The organism is Marseilla massiliensis, assembly GCF_016899955.1.
Classification (GTDB): domain Bacteria; phylum Bacteroidota; class Bacteroidia; order Bacteroidales; family Bacteroidaceae; genus Prevotella; species Prevotella intestinigallinarum.
In genome coordinates this window covers 163142-183262 of record NZ_JACJJL010000005.1, presented here as the reverse complement: position 1 = coordinate 183262, position 20121 = coordinate 163142, and the positions used below count along the sequence as shown (strand labels likewise).

18 protein-coding genes are annotated in these 20121 nt (G+C 57.4%); 7 read left to right on the top strand and 11 right to left on the bottom strand.

Annotation, left to right across the window (positions count from 1 at the left end):
- Positions 1–135: 135 nt before the first annotated feature.
- On the bottom strand, positions 136–1425 hold the full coding sequence (locus H6B30_RS04660; RefSeq protein WP_205108400.1) for an O-acetylhomoserine aminocarboxypropyltransferase/cysteine synthase family protein: 1290 nt from the start codon (positions 1423–1425) through the stop codon (positions 136–138).
- Positions 1426–1593: 168 nt separating this feature from the next.
- Between H6B30_RS04660 and H6B30_RS04655 the strand changes: the two genes are divergently transcribed.
- Positions 1594–2055 carry an Lrp/AsnC family transcriptional regulator gene (locus H6B30_RS04655; protein WP_205108398.1) on the top strand — a complete coding sequence of 154 codons (462 nt, stop codon included), beginning with the start codon at positions 1594–1596 and terminating at the stop codon, positions 2053–2055.
- 165 nt (positions 2056–2220) lie between these two features.
- On the opposite strand, the gene rhaT is transcribed toward H6B30_RS04655, so the two are convergent.
- The 3 genes from rhaT to H6B30_RS04640 form a co-directional block, all read right to left on the bottom strand.
- Positions 2221–3255 carry an L-rhamnose/proton symporter RhaT gene (rhaT, locus tag H6B30_RS04650; RefSeq protein ID WP_205108396.1) on the bottom strand — a complete coding sequence of 345 codons (1035 nt, stop codon included), beginning with the start codon at positions 3253–3255 and terminating at the stop codon, positions 2221–2223.
- A 138-nt stretch (positions 3256–3393) separates the two neighbouring features.
- Entirely contained in the window at positions 3394–4650 is a 1257-nt protein-coding gene (locus H6B30_RS04645; RefSeq protein ID WP_205108394.1) for an L-rhamnose isomerase, read from the bottom strand.
- A gap of 44 nt (positions 4651–4694) precedes the next feature.
- Entirely contained in the window at positions 4695–6179 is a 1485-nt protein-coding gene (locus H6B30_RS04640) for a rhamnulokinase (RefSeq protein WP_205108392.1), read from the bottom strand.
- 556 nt (positions 6180–6735) lie between these two features.
- Between H6B30_RS04640 and nhaD the strand changes: the two genes are divergently transcribed.
- The gene (nhaD, locus tag H6B30_RS04635; protein ID WP_205108390.1) at positions 6736–8076 is read left to right on the top strand and encodes a sodium:proton antiporter NhaD; all 1341 of its coding nucleotides are present in this window, start codon (positions 6736–6738) and stop codon (positions 8074–8076) included.
- A 566-nt stretch (positions 8077–8642) separates the two neighbouring features.
- On the opposite strand, the gene H6B30_RS04630 is transcribed toward nhaD, so the two are convergent.
- From H6B30_RS04630 to cysK, 4 genes are all read right to left on the bottom strand, one after another.
- The gene (locus H6B30_RS04630; RefSeq protein WP_205108388.1) at positions 8643–9515 is read right to left on the bottom strand and encodes an AraC family transcriptional regulator; all 873 of its coding nucleotides are present in this window, start codon (positions 9513–9515) and stop codon (positions 8643–8645) included.
- A gap of 173 nt (positions 9516–9688) precedes the next feature.
- Positions 9689–11113, bottom strand: coding sequence for a sensor histidine kinase (locus H6B30_RS04625; RefSeq protein WP_338088941.1), 1425 nt, complete (start codon positions 11111–11113; stop codon positions 9689–9691).
- Between the two features lie 43 nt (positions 11114–11156).
- The gene (phoB, locus tag H6B30_RS04620) at positions 11157–11849 is read right to left on the bottom strand and encodes a two-component system response regulator PhoB (RefSeq protein ID WP_205108431.1); all 693 of its coding nucleotides are present in this window, start codon (positions 11847–11849) and stop codon (positions 11157–11159) included.
- A gap of 128 nt (positions 11850–11977) precedes the next feature.
- Positions 11978–12925: a cysteine synthase A gene (gene cysK, locus H6B30_RS04615; RefSeq protein WP_205108386.1), complete on the bottom strand. Its 948-nt coding sequence runs from the start codon at positions 12923–12925 to the stop codon at positions 11978–11980.
- 106 nt (positions 12926–13031) lie between these two features.
- Between cysK and H6B30_RS04610 the strand changes: the two genes are divergently transcribed.
- The 4 genes from H6B30_RS04610 to rsgA all read left to right on the top strand — a co-directional run bounded on the left by H6B30_RS04610 (position 13032) and on the right by rsgA (position 15419).
- Positions 13032–13175: a hypothetical protein gene (locus tag H6B30_RS04610; RefSeq protein WP_205108384.1), complete on the top strand. Its 144-nt coding sequence runs from the start codon at positions 13032–13034 to the stop codon at positions 13173–13175.
- 139 nt (positions 13176–13314) lie between these two features.
- The gene (locus tag H6B30_RS04605; protein WP_205108382.1) at positions 13315–13566 is read left to right on the top strand and encodes a hypothetical protein; all 252 of its coding nucleotides are present in this window, start codon (positions 13315–13317) and stop codon (positions 13564–13566) included.
- Positions 13567–13727: 161 nt separating this feature from the next.
- Positions 13728–14288, top strand: a complete 561-nt coding sequence (gene frr, locus H6B30_RS04600; RefSeq protein ID WP_205108380.1) for a ribosome recycling factor — start codon at positions 13728–13730, stop codon at positions 14286–14288.
- Positions 14289–14486: 198 nt separating this feature from the next.
- Positions 14487–15419, top strand: coding sequence for a ribosome small subunit-dependent GTPase A (rsgA, locus tag H6B30_RS04595; protein ID WP_205108378.1), 933 nt, complete (start codon positions 14487–14489; stop codon positions 15417–15419).
- Between the two features lie 106 nt (positions 15420–15525).
- Here the strand turns inward: rsgA and H6B30_RS04590 are convergent, their stop codons facing one another.
- The 3 genes from H6B30_RS04590 to H6B30_RS04580 form a co-directional block, all read right to left on the bottom strand.
- Entirely contained in the window at positions 15526–15723 is a 198-nt protein-coding gene (locus H6B30_RS04590; protein WP_205108376.1) for a type II toxin-antitoxin system antitoxin, read from the bottom strand.
- An 11-nt stretch (positions 15724–15734) separates the two neighbouring features.
- A complete protein-coding gene (locus H6B30_RS04585) occupies positions 15735–16697 on the bottom strand; it encodes an SPFH domain-containing protein (RefSeq protein WP_239483586.1) in 963 nt (320 codons plus the stop codon).
- Between the two features lie 139 nt (positions 16698–16836).
- On the bottom strand, positions 16837–18207 hold the full coding sequence (locus H6B30_RS04580; protein WP_205108374.1) for an MATE family efflux transporter: 1371 nt from the start codon (positions 18205–18207) through the stop codon (positions 16837–16839).
- 836 nt (positions 18208–19043) lie between these two features.
- Here H6B30_RS04580 and mnmA point away from each other — a divergent pair.
- Complete coding sequence (gene mnmA / locus H6B30_RS04575; protein ID WP_205108372.1) at positions 19044–20117, top strand: tRNA 2-thiouridine(34) synthase MnmA; 1074 nt, start codon at positions 19044–19046, stop codon at positions 20115–20117.
- Positions 20118–20121: the final 4 nt, after the last annotated feature.

The following is a 20121-nucleotide window of genomic DNA, read 5'->3' as shown; positions in this document are numbered from 1 at the left end:
ACTACTGACTACATATTAAATTCGTTATTACTTACTTTTTATAGCTAACAGAGTCCCGTGACTGTGAAGTTACGGGGCTCTTTTTGTTTTTGCAATGCCCGTCGGGGTGATTGCCGCCGGCGCGCGTGGGTAGTGTCACACCCTGTCGAGGGCCTGGCTGAGGTCGCCTATGATGTCGTCTATGTGCTCAGTGCCCACCGACAGCCTCACTGTGGTCTGCGTTATGTGTTGCTCGGCCAGCTCTTCGTCCGTCAGCTGCGAGTGGGTTGTCGTGGCGGGGTGGATGGCCAGGCTCTTCATGTCGGCCACGTTGGCCAGCAGCGAGAATATTTTCAGCGAGTCGATGAACCGCCATGCCTCTTCGCGCCCGCCCTTTATCTCAAACGTGAATATGCTTCCGCCGCCGTTGGGGAAGTACCGCTTGTAAAGCTGATGGCCGGGGTGCGACGCCAGCGAGGGGTGGTTGACGCGCCCAACCTTCGGGTGCCGGCTCAGAAACTCAGCCACCCTGATGGCGTTGGCCACGTGGCGCTCCACCCGGAGCGACAGAGTCTCGAGCCCTTGCAGCAGCAGGAAGGCGTTGAAAGGCGACAGGCAGGCCCCCGTGTCGCGCAGCAAGACAGCCCGTATGCGCGTTGCAAAGGCCGCCTTGCCGGCCACGTCGGCAAACACCGCGCCGTGGTAGCTCGGTTCGGGCAGCGCCAGCGAGGGGTAACGGCTGGCGTTGGCGGCCCAGTCGAAGCTGCCGCCGTCTACTATTATCCCGCCGAGCGTGGTGCCGTGGCCGCCTATGAACTTGGTGGCCGAGTGCACCACGATGTCGGCCCCGTGCTCCAGGGGCCTTAGCAAGTATGGCGTTGCAAAGGTGTTGTCTACAATCAGCGGCACGCCATGGCTGTGGGCAACGGCGGCAACGCCCTCAATGTCGGTCACTTCCGAGTTTGGGTTGCCCAGCGTTTCGGCAAATACAGCCTTCGTCTCAGGCCTGATGGCAGCGCAGAGGGCGGCCGTGTCGTTGACGTCTACGGCCGTGTGGCCAATGCCCATAGCCGCCAGCGTGTGGGCAATGAGGTTGAACGTGCCCCCGTAAAGGTTGCGGGCAATCACCAGGTGGTCGCCCGGCAACAGTATGTTCTGCAGCGAATAGGTCACCGCCGCGGCTCCCGAGGCCACCGCAAGTGCCGCCACGCCGCCTTCGAGTGCCGCCATGCGCTCTTCAAGCACCCGCTGTGTGTCGTTGGTAAGGCGCCCGTAGATGTTGCCCGGGGCGCGAAGGGCGAAGCGGTCGGCCGCATGGCGGCAGTCGTCGAACACGTATGAGGCTGTCTGGTAGATTGGCACAGCGCGCGAACCGGTGGTGGCGTCGGCCTGTTCCTGCCCAGCGTGCAGCTGGAGCGTCTCGAAGTGCAAGTCTGTATGTTTCATTCTGTTCTGCTTTGATGGTTTTGTCTGTGCAAAGTTAGTTATTTGGAATAAATCAGCAAAGAGCTTGCTGAAATACGGAAAATATCACTATATTTGCCCTTTCAAACAGAACATTTGCGCAGCAAGCACATGGGGCTGATGCCATTGGCAGAATTTTATTCTTTGATCATGGACACATTAGACAAGACCGACTTGCAGATTCTGCGCACATTGCAGCAGAACGCCCGCCTGACCACCAAGGAGCTGGCAGCCCGCGTAAACCTTTCGCCCACCCCGGTGTTTGAGCGCCAGAAGCGACTCGAGGCCAAAGGGTATATCCGCAAATACATCGCTGTGCTCGACGCCGACAAGCTCGGGCGTGGCTTCGTGGTGTTCTGCCACGTCAAGATGAGCCGCCTGAACCGTGAGATTGCCCGCGACTTTGCCCGCGTCATACGCGATACGCCCCAGGTGACCGAGTGTTACAACATCTCGGGCAGCTTCGACTACCTGCTTAAGATACATGCCACAGACATGGAGTGCTACCGGGAGTTTGTGCTCAACGTGCTCGGCACCATCGAGCACATGGCCTCGCTGGAAAGCGTTTTCGTGATGGACGAGGTGAAGCACGACTATGGCGTCAGTATCTGACCGGCAGCGCTGCCGCTTGTACGTAAAGGCCCCTCCCGGCGTTTGGGTTGCAAACGTCTGGAGGGGCTTGGAATAGTATAGGTTGTTGGGGCCGATGCCGTTGGCCTGCGTGGCTTTGTTGGCATCGGGCTATGGTTGCCGCCATGCGGCGACGGCGCCCGCCGCCTAAATCAGTTGCGGCAGGAATGATGATATGATTAGCACGATGATGCCTACGATGAGCACGGCGATGGTCTTCTGCGAGCATCCTTTCCACTCCTTGAGTATGATGCCCCACACGTTGCTGAACACCACGTTGAGGGCCATGAGGATGCAGAACGAGAGCGTCATGAGCGTGGGCGACTCGGTGAGGAAGCCCTTGCCGAGCGACAGTCCGAAGAACTGGCTGTACCACAAAGCCCCGGCCAGGGCGCAAAACAGAAGGTTGTTGCCCCAGACGCCGGCTTTCCTGTAGTCGCCCCACGTCTTGTTCTTGCTGTTCTGGTAGAAACAGTAGATGGCGTTGGTGACGAAACCGCCGAGCGTTACGAGCATCGTTGCCGGCAGGGTCTTGTAGATGTCGGGCGTGAGGTCGCCGAAGTTGATGCCTTTGCCGAACTCCAGGCCCACGTTGAAGCATCCGCTCATGAATCCGGCGAGCAGCGCAATGGCGAGCCCTTTGGGGAAGTTGAAGTCCTTTACCGCGGCCTTTTTCTCCTCTTCAGAGAGCGACGAGGCTTTCATCGAGCCTGCCACGCCTATGATGGCGATGCCGGCCAGCGTCACCACCACGCCGAGTATAACCGAGAAGGTGAGCGAGCTCAGGGCATTGAGTTCGGGGAAGAACATGTTGAGAAGCACCGGGCCCATGATTGTTCCCAGCCCGGCGCAAGTGCCGAGGGCTATCGACTGGCCGAGGGCCACGCCGAGGTAGCGCATCGAGAGGCCGAAGGTGAGGCCGCCAACACCCCATAGCACTCCGAAGAGGATGGTCATCCATATATTGAACGAGGCCTCGGCTGTGAACAGTTCAAACAGGCTGTGGCCTGCCGGAACGGCCAGCAGGGCGCCCAGCAGAGGCAGCACGAGCCATGCAAACACACCCTGTATGATCCAGTAACTCTCCCAACTCCAGTCTTTTATCTTGTTTATCGGCACGTAGCAGCTCGACTGGCAGAATGCGCCTACGGCTATGATGAGCAGTCCTATGATGATGTCCATTGTTTGCTAAGATATGAAAAAGCCCCTCTCCGTCTCTCCCCTGTGGGGAGAGTGCATGGCTGCCGCGTCGCCGGGCGGGCGGCAGCTTCTCCCCACGGGGGAGACAGGAGAGGGGCTTCTGTGTTCTTACACTATGTGTTATGCACGCTTAGAGGTGACCTCGGCCTCGTATTTCTCGACGTCGGCGATGAATTCTTCGCCCACGGGAACGTTGTTGCGCAGGCAGAACTCATCGTAGACAGCCTGCCAAGGCATGGCCTTCTCTTCCTCGAGCAGTGCCAAGCGCTCGAAGCCCTTGCCCTCGGCCTCATACTTGCGCAGTGTTGCCAGAGGCTCGAGCAGTGCGCGGAGCATGCACTTCTGGGCGGCGCGGCTGCCGATGACGTAGGCACCGATGCGGTTGATTGACGCGTCGAAGTAGTCGAGGCCGTAGTGAACGCGGTCGAGGGCGCCTGCGCGCACAATCTCCTGGAACAGGTCCAGCGTCGGGTCGTCCATGATTGTGACGTGGTCTGAGTCCCAGCGTATCGGGCGGCTCACGTGGAGCATCAGCTCAGGAACGTAGAGGAGCATGGCCGAAACCTTGTCGGCAACGCTCTCCGTCGGGTGGAAGTGACCCGTGTCGAGGGTGATGAGCTTGTTGTTCTGGGCTGCGTAGGCTGTGTAGAAGTCGTTGGAGCCAACGGTGAAGCTCTCGAGTCCGATGCCGAACACCTTCGACTCGATGCAGTCTTTCATGTTGTCGTACTTGGTGGCGAATATCTTGTCGAGCGAGTCTTTGAGCAGGCTGCGGTACAGATACTTGTTGACGGTCTGGTCCTTGCTGCCGTCATGCACCCACAGGTTCATGATACAGGGGTCGCCCTGGGCCTTGCCCATGGCCTCGGATATCTCGCGGCAACGCTTGGTGTGCTCAATCCAGAAGTTGCGTATGCCCTCGTCGGGGTTGGCCAGCGACAGGTTTCCGCTCTTGGGGTGAGAGAACGACGTTGAGTTGAAGTCGAGCTTCATGTTGTTTTCCTTAGCCCACTCAATCCAACTCTCAAAGTATTCGGGTGTAACCTCGTCGCGGTCGACAACCTTCCCTTTGAAGTCGCCGTAGATTTCGTGCAGGTTCAGGCGGTGTGTGCCGGGGATGTATGACTTGGCCTTGACGATGTCGGCGCGCAGTTCGTCGATGTTGCGTGCTGCTCCGGGGTAGTTGCCGGTGGCCTGAATGCCTCCGGTCAGTTCTCCGGCCTGCACTTCGAATCCCTTCACGTCGTCAGCCTGCCAGCAGTGGAGGCTGAGGTGGAAGTCTTGCATCTGCTCCAACACTTTCTCTGTGTCTACACCCATGGCTGCATAGCGCTCTTTGGCTATCTCGTAAGCCTTCTGTACTAATTCTGATTTCATTTCGCTTTAGGTTTGGTTTTGTTTATTTTGTTGTTTGTTTAATGTCATGCCTGTTTGCTTTCCACTATTTTCAGGAAGCGTCCGTAGGCGTTGTCCCACTGGTCTTTGTCTGTCGGCTCAAAGCGCTTTAGCTCTATGCTTGCCGCGATGATGCGCCTCATGTCCCATATGTCGCCCACGTCGCCCGAGGCCTTGGCCTGCAGCATGATGTTGCCGATGGCCGTTCCTTCTTGCGGGCCGGCCAGCACCTCGATGCCGAGCGAGTTGGCCGTGAACTGGTTGAGGTATGCGTTGAGCGACCCTCCGCCTATTATGTGGAGCACTTCGATGGGGAACGACGCCATCTCGCGCAGGTAGTTGAACACCTGGCGGTAGCGCAGGGCAAGCGACTCGAATATGCAGCGGCATATCTCGGCGTAGCCTTCGGGCACGTGCTGGCCTGTCTGGCGGCAGTAGTCCTTGATGGCTTCCACCATCGAGGCGGGGTTGGCGAACATCGGGTCGTCGGGGTTGATGATGCTCTGGAAGGCGGGTTGCTCCATGGCGGCTGCTATGAGCTCGGTGTGCGACTTCGGTGCGTCGGTCCATTCCTTGCGGCAGCGCTCGTAGAGCCACATCCCGCAGATGTTCTTCAAGAAGCGTGTGGTGCCGTCGATGCCGCCCTCGTTGGTGAAGTTGCGCTCATAGCTGAGGTCGTTGATGATGGCGTTGCGGGTCTCGATGCCCATCAGGCTCCACGTGCCGCTGCTCAGGTAGGCGAATTTCTCGTCCTTGGCGGGCACTGCAGCCACGGCGCTTCCCGTGTCGTGGCCGGCCACGGCAATCACCGGTATGGCTCCCAGTCCGGTGAGCTGCTGCACCTCTTTGGTGAGCACGCCTATCTCGGTGGCCGGGTTGACCATGCGCCCGAAGTTGTCGCGCGACAGGCCCACGCTCGCGAGCAGCTGCTCGTCGAGCTGCTTTGTGCGCGGGTCGAGCATCTGGCTTGTCGAGGCTATGGTGTATTCGCACACCATCTTGCCCGTGAGCATGTAGCTGAGGGCGTCGGGAACGAAGAGTATCTTTTCGGCTCCGGCCAGTGCCGAGTCGTTGTTCTTGCGCATGGCGTACAGTTGGAAGAGCGAGTTGAAGTTCATGAACTGTATGCCGGTGATGTCGTAAACCTTGGCTTTGTCTATGGCACGCTCAAAGTAGTCTTCCATCATGCCGAACGTGTGGGGGTCGCGGTAAGAGAGCGGGTTGCGTAGAAGGGCGCCGTCTTTGCCCACGCAAACGAAGTCGACGCCCCATGTGTCGATGCCGATGGAGCGGATGGGCAGCTCGCGCTGTGCGGCGAGCTTGAGCCCTTTGATTATTTCGAAGTAAAGGGCATAGATGTCCCAGTAGAAGTGGCCTCCGGTCTCTATGAGATTGTTGTCGAAACGAGTGAGTTCTTCAAGTTCAATCTTCCCTTCGGTCAGGGTTCCGATGATTGTCCTGCCGCTTGTTGCACCCAAGTCGACAGCAAAGAAATACTTTTTGTCTTCCATTATTTGTTATTTGGCAGTGGTTGTATTGAAAATTCTACGATTGCAAAGTTAGCGAATATCTCGTAAAAATTGGCATGGTAAAATGATTTTCTTGCTGAAAGTTTTGACAAGCCGAGGCCGGTTGCCATACCCTGCGGGGCCGTGCGCGGCATCTGTTTTTGTAAAATAATGTTCACGTCGGTGCCGCGTTGGCCAACAACTTGTGTCTCAGTGCATTGCAATGCGGGCCGTTTGGCTTGTCAAAACCGGTCGTTTTGTCTCACGAAACGGGCCGTATGGCTTGGTCGCATGGGCCGTTTTGGGGCATTGCCTGCCGCTGGTGCCGGGCCGCACGGGTGTATGTCAATAAATAATGTCGGGCAGTGGCTGCTCCCGTGGCGGGCGCTGGCTCGCTCAGTGATGCCTGCCGCGAGGTGTAGGCGCGCAGTGACGGCATGCTTGGGTGGCTGTCTATGAAAACGATTACGCATTTGTTTTTGACATATCGAGATTACAAATAGAATATTATTGCTAACTTTGCGGCGGAAAAAATCAAACTAATAAATAAGTACCTAAAATGACAACATTGACTATTGCTATTGTGGTGGTTTTCGTGTTTGGCTACTTGTGCATAGCCCTCGAGAGCTTCACCAAGGTTAACAAGGCAGCGGTGGCGCTGCTGATGTTTGTGGCTTGCTGGACGTTATTCATGATCGACCCAGGCAGTTACGTGTCGGGGGCGGTGGGCGAGAATGTAGCTTCGGCCGTCAGCGAGGTGATGGAGCGCCACCTTGGCAGCACTGCCACCACGCTGTTTTTCCTGATGGGTGCAATGACCATCGTTGAGGTGGTCGACCAGAATGGGGGATTCAACTTCGTCAGGGGCATCATCGCCTCCAAGAGCAAGCGGGCTCTGCTGTGGCGCATTGCTTTCATCACGTTCTTCCTTTCGGCCATTCTCGACAACATGACCACTGCCATAGTGATGGTAATGATACTGCGCAAGCTGGTGGCCGACCACAGCGACCGCATCATCTACGCCTCGCTTGTAATCATTGCCGCCAATGCGGGCGGTGCATTCTCGCCCATTGGCGACGTTACGACCATAATGCTGTGGAACAAGAGCCTGATAACGGCCGGCGGAGTGATAAAGGAACTGTTCTTGCCGTCGGTGGTGTCGATGGTCGTGCCGGCCTATTTCCTCTCGCTGTCGCTCAAGGGCGAGCTCTCGGCCGGCGGCATGGGCGAGTCTGTTGCCGTTCAGGGCGATTTCTCCGAGGGGCAGCGCAAGGCTGTGTTCTTCATCGGTGTGGGCGGCCTTATCTTTGTCCCGATATTCAAGTCTATAACCCACCTTCCTCCTTTTGTGGGCATCCTGCTTGTGCTCGGTGTGCTTTGGACGGTGACAGAGGTGTTTTACCGCAGGCTCGGCGACGGTGCCGACGAGAGCGCCCAGAAGCGTATTCTGCACATACTGTCGCGCATCGACATGGGCACAATACTTTTCTTCCTCGGCATACTCATGGCTGTGGCTTGCCTTGAGGTGATAGGTGTGCTGGCCATGGCGGGCGAGTGGCTCAACACAACGTTCGACGGCAACCACTATCTCGTGACCGGCATCATCGGCGTAATGTCGAGCATCATTGACAATGTGCCGCTTGTGGCCGGGTGCATGGGCATGTATCCTATGGCCGAGGTGGGCGACATGGCCCAGAACGGCATCTTCTGGCAGTTGCTGGCCTACTGTGCCGGTGTGGGCGGTTCGATGCTTATCATCGGCTCTGCTGCCGGGGTGGTGGTCATGGGCTTGGAGAAGATTACCTTCGTTTGGTATATGAAGCGCATCACGCTTGTGGCCTTCGTCGGCTACTTGGCAGGTATCGTGGCCTATTGGCTGGAGCGCACGTTCCTGTTCTGATGTGTGTCGGCATGGCCCGGCGTTCTGCATGGTGAATGATTCCGGCCGGAAAGGGGTGTCGCCGTTTGGCTTTCCTCCCTTCCCGGCCTTTTGCTTGCCGCTTGTGGAATGTTGGCCCGCAGTGTGAAAGGGGCGGCCGCACACGGATGCAACTCTGTGTGCGGCCGTTGTTTTTGTGCCTTTCGGGGTGCAGGCCATGCGTCGCTGGCCTGCGGTGGGGGCTACCCTGCCAGGTGGTGGCGGTGGGGGCGGCCTCTGTCGCCATCGGCCGGTCGTGGCATTGGCGGCTGTAGTGTGCCGTGATTGTAAACTTGCTGTGGTGCGTTTGCCATCGTGCGGCCTGCAAGAAGGCAGGCCGCACGATGGCTGTGTTTCATGTCTTGACATTCATGCCGTGCGCCGTTGTGTCCGGGCTCATGTCATTTGTGCGTGAAGGCACGGCATGGTTGCGACATGGTGATGTGAGGTTTGGTTTCTTGCCGGCCGGGTTGTGCAGCCTGCCTAACAGTCCGCCGAGGCGCGGCGGCGCCCGTTCGGGCCTTGGCTGGCGGCACGGCGCAGGCGTGTCATTCCTTCTGTCGGAAGTCGCTGGGCTTGCGGCCGGTCTTTATCTTGAATTTTGCCGAGAAGTAATCCGGCGAGTCGAAGTTGAGCCTGTAGGCTATTTCCTTTACGCTTAGGTTGGTAGTGCTGAGCAGTTCCTTGGCTCTTTGCAATTTCAAGTCCTGCTGGTAGGTTGCCGGGCTAAGCCCCGTGTACTCCTTGAACAGCTTCCTGAAGTTAGAGTAGCTGCACCCAAGCTCTTCTGCTATCTGCTGTATGGTGAGGCTGCTTTCCAAGGCTTCGCGTATGCGCAGGCGCGCTCTGTTGATCATGTTGACGTGGTTGCTGTTCTTTCCCAGCACAATGTTGCGTTCAAGCGCATACATCATGCCGATGAGATGGTTGACAATGCCGGCCAGCAACTGCTGTGCATGCGCTTCTTCCTTTTTGGCTGCATCGTAAGCCGACTTGTACAGCCTTACGATTTCGCTTGAAAAGCCAACGTGGTAGATGGGTTTCTCCCTGCTCAGGAAGCCGGCTTCCACTCGGTCGTCCATGTTTCTGCCGCTGAAGCCTATCCAATAGCTCTTCCAACCCACCTCGCGGCATGGGCTGTATGTGTGCCATTCGCCGGGGAAAAGCAGGAAGAGGTCGCCTTCCCTTATCTTTGTTGTGTTGAGGTGTGAACTGCAGAAGGTGCCTTCACCCTCCATGACGTAAAGCAGTTGGTACTCGTTGAGCGTGCGTCCCTTTTCTACATCGAAGTAATATCCGTCAGCATGGCCCTTCGTGGGGTATGGGTCGCCCGGGCCAATCTCTTCATATCCCACGGTGCTTATGGTGAGGCCCCATCGCAGGTCGTTTTCGTTGGCTACGAGATATTTGCTCTTTTGCATAATTGTTGAAGTCTTTCCGCCGGCCGGCAGTGCTTGGCCGTCATGCCAACAAGGCCGGCAGTATTGTGAGGTAGATCTGATTTGTAGATGGTCGTTGCCGTTTTCCCGTCGGTACGTCCGTGCCTACAAAGTTAATGGAAAGACGAAATATAACCAAAGGGAAGCCCTATAAATTAAGATTTATTTGTCTTCTTGATGGTAAATTCAAACCTTAGCCCGCCTTCAATGTTGTTGGCTGCCGATATTGTTCCGCCGTGCAGGATGACCGCGTTTTTCACTATTGCCAGCCCGAGTCCCGTTCCCCCGAGCTTGCGGCTGCGCCCTTTGTCCACCCGGTAGAACCGCTCGAACAGGCGCCCCAGGTGCTCGTATGGCACGCCCACGCCGTTGTCGCTGAACGTGAAGTGCCATCTGTCCATGTCTTCGCGCGCTGTCAGCGTTATGGTGGTGCCTTCGCCGGCATACGATATGGCGTTGTCGGTGAGGTTGCGGAATATGCTGTATATCATCGAAGGGTTGCCGTGCACCACCAGCGTGGCCGGCAGGCGGTTGTCGAATGCCATGCGTCGGTGTTCCATCTCAAGCGCCGTCTCTTTCATTATCTGTGTTACGGTCTTGGCGATGTCGACGTCTTCAAACGGCATTAGTTCGGGGGCGTCGTCCAGTCTGTTCAGCGTCGAGATGTCAGTGAGCAGGCTTGCCAGCCTCTGGCTTTGCGCATAGCATCGGTCGAGGAACTGTTTCTTGGTGTCTTCGTTCATTTCCGGGTTTCCGATGATGGTCTCCAAGTATCCCTGTATGCTCGCCACGGGCGTCTTCAGCTCGTGGGCTATGTTCTGGGTGAGCTGCCTTTTTAGCACGTTTTGCTCCTCCTTGGTGTGCTGCAGGCGCTTGTATATCTTTATGATGTGCTCAGATATCTCTCCCAACTCGTCGGCCGGGAACTCGATAAGGTCTTCAGTGTCGAGGCTTTCGTTGTGGTCGGCTCTCCTGGCGAATATCCTCAGCTTGGTGATGTTGTCGTCGAGCCGGCTTATGAAGCGGTATAGCACGAAGGTGAGCAGCGCAACCATGATGACCGTAAACCATATATAGTGCATGTCTGCCTGCAGTGAGTCGGTCAGGTCGTTGTCGTATGGCAGCGCCGAGCGTATGATGTAGCCGTCTTCCTTGAAGTATGTTGCAGAGTAGAAGTAGTCGCCCTCCTTTATTGAACTTTTCCGGTTGATGTCGTAACCTGAGCCGTTTTTGATGGCGTCGCGCACTTCCGGCCGGTTGATGTGGTTTTCCATGTTGTTGTAGTCCTTCGTGCTGCTGTCGAAGAACACCCGCCCGCTGCGCGTCATCATGGTGACACGCAGCCCCGGCACGTCGTGCCTGCTGACGTATTGCTCCAGTTTCCTGTCGTCGAGCATGCCGGTGTTGTGCAGCGTCTCGTGCATCCGCACGTTGTAGTCTTGCAGCTTCAGGTTGAGCGTGTTTATCTTGTATTCGTTCTCGCGCACCTGATGGAAGGCTATGAACAGCACTGCAAAGATTGTGAAAAGCGACAGCACGCTCCAGAAGAGCCGCTTGCCTACGGTGAGGTTGTTCATCATTCGTTGTGGTTGTGGCGGCCGCCTGCATGCCGGCCTTGGCGCTTCAGGCGTCGAAGAAGTATCCGAAGCCGAGGCGGGTTATGATACATTTGGAGAAGCGGCCTATCTTCTTGCGCAGCCTTGTGATGTTTACGTCGACTGTGCGGTCGAGCACCAGCACGTCTTGCGGCCATATCCTGTTTATCAGTTCCTGCCTTGAGAACACGCGGCCTTTCTCTTCGAGCAGTGTCCTGAGCAGCTCAAACTCGGTCTTGGTGAACGGCACTTGCTCGCCGTCTATGCTCACCGTCTTGTTGTCGAGGTTGAGTTCCAGCCCCTGGTACTTCAATACCGAAGGCTGCGACTGGCCTTGGCTGTCGGCAGTGCGGCGCAGCACGGCCCTCACCCTGACCAGCACTTCGCGTATGGAGAACGGTTTTGAGATGTAGTCGTCGGCTCCGAGGTTGAATCCCGTCACCGTGTCGTTTTCTGTGTCGCGTGCTGTAAGGAATATAATAGGTATGTCTTTGGTAGATTCTTCAGACTTCAGTTTCCTGGCGAGAGCGAAGCCCGACATCTCGCCCATCATCACATCGAGCAACAACAGGTCGAAGGAAGTGAGGTCGAGAGTCAGCGCCTCTTCGGCCGAACCGGCTGTTTCCACTTCGTAGCCCTCGGTTTCGAGATTGAATTTAAGTATCTCACACAGGTCTTGTTCGTCGTCTACGACGAGTATCCGATGGTTCTTTTTTGCCATAGCCATATCAAATCTTTTTGCAAAAGTAGGCATTATTTTCTACAATGCCGCATCGAATTGGTTACATTTCGGTTACAAAGGCGGTGCAGTGGGATAATTGCCGCTGCGCCGCCTTGGTCGATGTTTGATTAGAGAGGATATCCGTCGAAGTCGAATAGCACGGTCGACAGGTAGCGTTCGCCCGTGTCGGGCAGCAGCGTCACCACCTCCTTGCCTTCGTTCCCGGCCCGCTTTGCTGCCGTGACAGCCGCCCAAGCGGCCGCCCCCGACGATATTCCCACGAGCAGGCCCTCGGTGCGTGCCAGCAGCCGTGCCGTGCGTATGGCGTCATCGTTGTCTACCGTCATCACCTCGTCGGCGATGCTTGCGTCGTAAGTGTCGGGCACGAACCCGGCCCCGATGCCCTGTATCTTGTGCGGGCCGGGCTTGCCTCCGCTAAGCACGGGCGATGCCGACGGCTCTACGGCCACCACGCGCACGCTTGGCTTTAGCTCCTTCAGGCGCCGTCCGGTGCCGCTAAGCGTTCCGCCGGTGCCCACTCCGGCCACAAACACATCTACGGCACCATCGGTCTGTTGCCATATCTCCATGCCTGTGGTCTCATAGTGGCACTTAGGGTTGGCCGGGTTGGTGAACTGCCCGAGCGTCACTGCTCCGGGCGTGGCCTTGCGCAGCTCTTCGGCGCGGCGTATTGCACCGCCCATTCCTTCGGCTCCGGGGGTCAGCACCACCTCGGCCCCGTAGGCCCGTGCCAGCCGCTGGCGCTCAACGCTCATGGTGTCGGGCATGGTAAGCACCAGGTGGTAGCCGCGGGTGGCGGCCACCAGGGCAAGGCCCACGCCGGTGTTTCCGCTTGTGGGCTCCACTATGGTTGCCCCGGGCGTGAGCAGTCCGCTCCTCTCGGCGTCGTCAATCATGGCCAGCGCTATGCGGTCTTTGACGCTTCCGCCGGGGTTGAAGAATTCCACTTTGGCTGATATGGGTTTGGCCAGCCCGCATGCGGCCGAGAATCTGCTCAGCCTTAGCAACGGGGTCTTGCCGATGAGTTCAGTCAGTTTGTTGGTTGTTTCTGTCATGTCTTTGTTTGTTTAGTTTGAGTTATATTATGTTTGGTGAATAAACCGGCGGCGTTTCATCGAGGGGTTTGGTTGCCGACAGCCGCCGTTCGTTCAATGCAAAGTTATGAAAAATATTCCGAACGGCAATGTAGGCCATGGCTTTTTCGTGGAGGGCCTTGCCGGACTGCATGCCCTGATGGCGGGCCTTGCTGTGCTGTTTGTCGCGTTATTTTGTCAGAAATACGCCTTCATGTTGGTGGCCAGATAGTTATGTTAAGTGTTTTAAATAGTTTTTATCTGTTCCTCCCGGCCATGTTGAGTGGCCGAACGGCAGTTGCCGCAATGCCAAATGGGCCGTATTGCGATGCCGTTCGGCCCGTTTCGGCAAGCTGTAAAGGTGGTTTTGGGTGGCGTCTGTTGTGCAAAAGATGCCGTTTCGGGTGGTTTCCGGTGTCTTTTTCCGCGTGTTTGCCTCCGGTTTTTGCCTTCGGCCGCTGTTAAGTGGCTTTCTTGCAGGCGGTTGCAATATCTCGCCCGAGAATCGCGCATTTGCCGCCTTGTGGCATGACGGCTGCGCCGACGCGATTCTCGCGAGGCTTGTTGTAAAGATTGTTCGCAGCAAATCCGAGGCTGAAAAACAAGGGTCGTGGCTGCCGTGAGAAAGCCGTTGACACGATGTGGGCTTGGCTCTGCCGGGCCATTCGCCGCGTCATGGCCCGGCATTTTGAGCGGGTTGAAATCAAAAAAAAAATTAATTGCTTGCCGGATTGGGCAAAAACGCCTAAATTTGTATCTCAGAACAAAATTTAACCCAATATTTATGATAGACGTAAAAGCAACATTGAGTTCTGCCGAAGAGAAGATGGAGATGGCTGCGATGTACCTTGAGGAGCAGCTGTCGCGCGTGCGCGCCGGCCGCGCCAACGTGGCAATACTCGACGGCATAAAGGTAGACTCCTACGGTTCGATGGTTCCTTTGAACCAAGTGGCCAATGTTTCCACCCCCGATGCGCGCACAATAGCCATCCGCCCGTGGGACAAGAAGCAGATAAAGGCCATCGAGAAGGCCATAATGGACTCTGAAGTGGGAATCACCCCCGAGAACAATGGCGAGGTAATACGCCTGGGCATACCGCAGCCCACGGAGGAACGCCGCCGGGAACTGGCCAAGCAGTGCAACAAAATGGGCGAGGGCACCAAGGTGCAGATACGCAACGTGCGTGCCGAGGTGAAGGACAAGTTGAAGAAAGCTATCAAGGACGGCCTTTCGGAGGACAACGAGAAGGATGCCGAGGCCGAGCTCCAGAAAATCCACGACAAGATGATCAAGCGCGTGGACGACCTGCTCGCCGCAAAGGACAAGGAGATAATGACAGTCTGAAAGAGTGTTATCAAGGTATATAAAGTAGGAAGGTGAAGTTGCATTTCTGCCGTACTGTGTGCGGCTTTGATGTGCTTTGCCTTTTCTTTTTGCCGTCGGCTCCTGCCGCTACGCCTGTTGCGGTTGGGCCGCAGGGCCGCCATCGCCCCGCGGGCAGCCTTCAGCTTTATTGCCTTTTTACCTTTTTACCATTATAAGATGTTTGGTTTAGTAGTAAAGAACACCGGCAGCTGGTATACGGTGAAGACCGATGACGGCCGCCTTGTGAACAGCAAGATAAAGGGCAACTTCCGACTCAAGGGCATACGCAGCACCAATCCCGTGGCTGTGGGCGACCGTGTGGAGATTGCGGTCAACGCCGAGGGCACCGCGTTTATCACCGAGATAGCCGACCGCCGCAATTACATCATACGCAAGTCGTCCAATCTCTCGAAGCAAAGCCACATCATTGCGGCCAACGTCGACATGGCCCTGCTTGTCGTGACGGTGAATTACCCGCAGACGTCGACCACATTCATCGACCGCTTTCTGGCTTCGGCCGAGGCTTACCGCGTGCCCGTGGTGCTCGTGTTCAACAAGACCGACCTGCTCACTGCCGAGGAGTTGCATTACCAGGAGATGATGATCGGGCTGTACGAGAACATCGGCTATGAGTGCCGCGCCATATCCGCCGAGACCGGACAGGGCGTCGGAGAGCTCGCGCGGATGCTTGCCGGGCGCATATCGGTGCTCAGCGGCAACAGCGGGGTGGGCAAGTCGACGCTCATCAACCGCATACTGCCGGGCGTCAACCTGCGTACGGCCGAGATAAGCGATGCCCACAACCAAGGCATCCACACCACGACGTTCAGCGAGATGCTCGAGTTGCCGGGTGGGGGCTACCTCATCGACACCCCCGGGATAAAGGGGTTTGGCACGTTCGACATCGAGCCTGCCGAGCTCACGGGCTATTTCAAGGAGATATTCATGTTCTCAAAAGACTGCCGTTTCAGCAACTGCACCCACACCCACGAGCCCGGTTGCGCCGTGCTCCGGGCCGTAGAAGAGCATTATATAGCCCAGAGCAGGTACCAGTCATACCTGAGCATGCTTGAAGACAAGGACGAAAGCAAATACCGCGAGGCCTTCTGAGCCCCGCGGTATGCGTGTTGCGGCCGGTGGCCGCAGCCGGCTTCTGCAAGCCGTGGCGTGTTGCGGCCATGCCCATGTCTGCGCTCTGTCATGGCCATAAGCCCCGTCAGTTGTCTGCTTGGGGTTCTTTGTGCCCTTTCTTAGGCAGGCGGCCGGCTTTGCGCAGCGCTTCAGCGATAATCCATTGCAGCTGTCCGTTGACAGAGCGGAACTCGTCGGCAGCCCATGCTTCGATGGCTTTCATCGAGTCGCCGTCAATCCTTAGCACGAAGTTTTTTGTCTTGCTGTCTTTCTTTTCGGCCATTCCTCTCGTCTTTAATGGTTCAGGGTGCCGGTGTTCATCACCGGCTGTGCCGGCTCGTCGGCACATAGCACCACCATGAGGTTGCTCACCATGGCAGCCTTCTTGTCGTCGTCGAGCTCGACAACCTGTTCGTCAGACAGTTTGTCGAGGGCCATCTTCACCATCGACACAGCCCCCTCCACAATCTTCTCGCGTGCCGATATGATGGCCTCGGCCTGCTGGCGGCGCAGCATCACGGCCGCAATCTCAGGCGCGTAGGCCAGGTAGTTGATGCGCGCTTCCACTATTTCAATGCCTGCCATGCTCAGTCTCTCGTTCAGTTTGTCTTCCAGTTGCTGGTTTATCTCGTCGCCTCCCTCGCGCAGAGTCAGCGCCTCAGTCTCGTTGCCGTTGTCGTCGTAGGCATAGAGACCGGCCACCTGGCGCAGGGCGGCGTCGCTCTGAATCTTGACAAAGTTCTCAAACGCCTTCATAACCCCGGCCACGGCAGCGGCCCCTATCGACGTGTTGCCGCCGGTCTGCGCCACGGTTTGCGCGTCAATCTCGAACATTGCCTTATACGTATCCTTCAGTTTCCACACCAGCATCAGCCCAATCATTATAGGGTTGCCGGCCTTGTCGTTGACCTTGATGGGCTCCGAGTCGAGGTTGCGGGCGCGCATCGACAGTCTTTTCTTGGTCAGGAAAGGGTTCACCCAGTAGTATCCCGTGTCGGTGAACGTGCCCTTGTACTTGCCGAAAAACATTATCACCATGGCCTCGTTAGGCTCAAGTTGCATGATGCCCTTGAAGTTGAAAAGGGCCGCGATGGTCAATATCACAGCCAGCGAGATGCATACCCCGTCGGGGTTGCCGTCGGTGTCGGTTGTCAACACGGCCATGGCAATGCAGCCGGCAATTACGAGCAAGTTGACCGTTAGCATCAGAAAGCCGTTTGCTATCAGTCCGCTGAATTTTCTTTCCTTGTTACTCATACGCTTTGTTTTTGGTGTTTTAATATTATATTGATATCACAAAGATAGCGAAAACCTGCCGTATTGCATAGCCATGGCGCCGAGTTTTAAGTATATTTAACCCCCAAGGGCCACTGGGCGTTGCCGTTTCCGCCGGTGGTCAGGCCCTGACAGGCGACCGCCTGTGCCTTGTGGCCATGAAGACGGCTATCGACAGTGTGGTCAGCATCTCCGACATGGCCAGCGAGAGCCATATGCCCGCGTTGCCCATGATGCCCGGCAGGATGAGGAACGACGGCACGAGATAGACAAAGCCGCGCAGCAGTGCAAACGTCATGGCGGGCTTTACGCGCTCCACACTCTGGAAGTAGCCTATGCAAGTCAGGTTGACCACGTAGAACACAAAGGCCATGGCGAAGAGCGGCAGGCCGCCTACGGCAATGCGGGCGGCGTTGGTGTCGAGGCTGATGAACAGTCCGGTGAGCAACTGCGGTGCCGCGGCAAACACGCCTGTCACCACCAATCCGCATGCCACGGCGGTTGCTATGGCCACCCGCAGCGTCTGCCTGACGCGCGTCCACAGCCCCATGCCGAAGTTATAGCTTATTATGGGCTGTGCCGACTGTGCCGTGGCGTTGCCCACCATGAATATGAAGGGGGTGTAATAGCACGCAATGCCGAAGGCCCCCACGCCGTCGTCGCCCAGATGGCGCATGAAAACAAAGTTGCCAACAAACGTAAGCACGGCCAGGGTGAGCTCGCCCACGAGGCCCGGCGAGCCTATGTGGCACTGGTAGCCCACGTTGCGCAGCGAGTACATCAGGCTGCGGCGGCTCAGCTTGGGGCTCAGCAGGCGCAGTGTGCGTGCGCCGAAGAGCAGGTAGCCCATGGCCATCAGTCCGCCCAGGGCCAGGCTTATGGCCGTGGCGAAGGCCGCCCCCATCACTCCCCATCCCAGCGGGAAGATGAAAATCACGTCGAGAACGGCGTTGGCCACGGCCGTGACGAGGCTGCACGACATGGCATATTTGGGCGAGCCGTCGAGCCTTATGATGAACAGCGCGATGGCTTCCCAGGCCTGGAACACCAGTGCCGGGGTGAACCATAGAAGGTAGTCGACAACCAGCGGCAGCAAGTGGGCCGACGAGCCAAGGGCCAGCGCCGTCTGCTCGGGCATCGACATGATGGCTACCGTGGGCACCAGCGTGGCCACCGTGGCTATGGCCATGGCCTGGGTCACGTTGAGCCGCGCCGCCTTGACCTTGCCCCTCGACAGGTGTATCGACGCCACCACCGAGCAGCCGGCGCCTATCATGAGGCCGAGGCCGGTGGCTATGGTGAACACAGGCACGTAGATGTTGATGGCGGCAATGCCGTCGCTGCCCACGCCGTGGCCCACGCAGATGCCGTCGATGGCCGTCACTGCCGACATGCCGAGCATGCCGAGCAGCGTTGGGATGAAGTATTTATAGAACAGTTTGAACACGTTGACCTTGCTGAGGTCGATAGAGTCTTTCTCAAGTCTTTCCATATCGCAGTTTGTTGTTTGTGTGCCGAGCCTAAAAAAGCCGGCTAAGCTGATTGGTTTTACCCAGTCATCTTATCCGGCTCTGATGCCCTCCGATGAGGATTACAAAACTCTTTGTCCCGTAATTGCGGTGCAAAGTTACGGCTATTATTCCGATATACCAAAATTATTTAACCAAAATTGTAGGCCAGAGCCCAAACGGCCACCTGCCGTCGCCGTGCCGCCAGGCCTTAGTCCTTGCCTTGGGCGCGGCTTGTTGCGCCCACGCAAGGCCGCAGGCAGGGTGGCGGCAGGGGCTTGAAATGGCTTGCATAGTCATGGTATGAGGGCAGGCAACTGCATCCGGCGACCTGTAAAGCACATTTGGGCAAAGCCCTTCCAACCGTTTGCCACAGCCTTGCTGCACGCCCGGCGCGGCGTGGCGGGTGCGGGCCGGGCATGGTAATTATTGTTTACACCAGCCCCTTCGCAGCCCCATTGCGGCCGTATGGCAGTGCAAAACGTGCCGTCCTGCCTGCCAATACGGCCCATTCTGGAGTCTGAAACGGCCCGTTTGGCGCCGCTGCATAGGCCTGGCTGCAATGTGCTGCCAGCCAGGCTGTTGCGTGGCGTGGGCAGGGCGTTGCGATTGTTTTACAAAAACTGTTGCCGGGCGGTGCCGTCCGGATGGGCTGCAGGGCCGGTGCTGTTGCCCGGCCGCAGGCTTAAGGCATGGCTGTGCGGGCCGCAGTCTTGCCCGGCGGGCACGTGGCCCACTCGTCGGGGCATATATATAAAATGGCGTTTTGTCACCGTTTTATTTTGCATTGTATTTTGTTTGCACTATCTTTGCATACGGTATGGAGACAAATCTGACAGACAAGAGAATAGCCGTTTTGCTGTCCGGCGGAGTAGACAGCTCGGTCGTGGTTTACGAACTGGCCCGAATGGGGCTGCACCCCGACTGCTTCTACATCAAGATAGGGCCCGAGGAAGAGTCAGAGTGGGACTGTTCGTCGGAAGAAGACTTGGAGATGGCCACTGCCGTGGCGGCCCGATACGGGTGCAGGCTCGAGGTGGTTGACTGCCACCGCGAATACTGGGACAAGGTGACGAGCTACACCATGGACAAGGTGCGCGCCGGGCTGACGCCCAACCCCGACGTGATGTGCAACCGGCTGATAAAGTTTGGCGCCTTCGACGAGAAGCGGGGCCACGACTACGACCTCATAGCCACGGGCCATTATGCCTGCACCGAAATCATCGACGGGCTGAAATGGCTCACCACGAGCCCCGACCCGGTGAAAGACCAGACCGACTTCCTGGCCCAGATTTACGACTGGCAGCTGCGCAAGGCGCTCTTCCCGATAGGGCACTACATGAAAGGCGAGGTGCGGCAGATAGCCGAGCGCGAGCATCTTGTGAACGCCCGGCGCAAGGATTCGCAGGGCATCTGCTTCCTGGGCAAGGTGAACTACAATGAATACATACGCCGGTATCTGGGCGAAAACCCCGGCGACGTGGTTGAGCTCGAGACGGGCAAGAAGATAGGGCGGCACCGCGGGCTGTGGTTCCACACCATAGGCCAGCGCCACGGACTGGGCTTCGGCGGCGGCCCGTGGTATGCGGTGAAGAAAGACGTGGCTGCCAACGTGCTCTACGTGAGCCACGGATTCGAGCCGCTGACGGCCTACAAGCGCGACTTCTCCGTGCGCGACTTCCACTTCCTCACCGTAGGCGAGCTGCCGCAAAGGGTGACGTTCAAGATTCGCCACACCCCCGAATACCACCCGGCAACGCTCGAGCAGACCGCGCCGGGCTGCTTCACCGTCCACGCCGAGGAGCTTATCCAAGGCGTGGCGCCCGGCCAGTTCTGCGTGGTTTACGACGAAAGCCACCACCGCTGCTACGGCTCGGGCGAGATAACATGCTGACAAC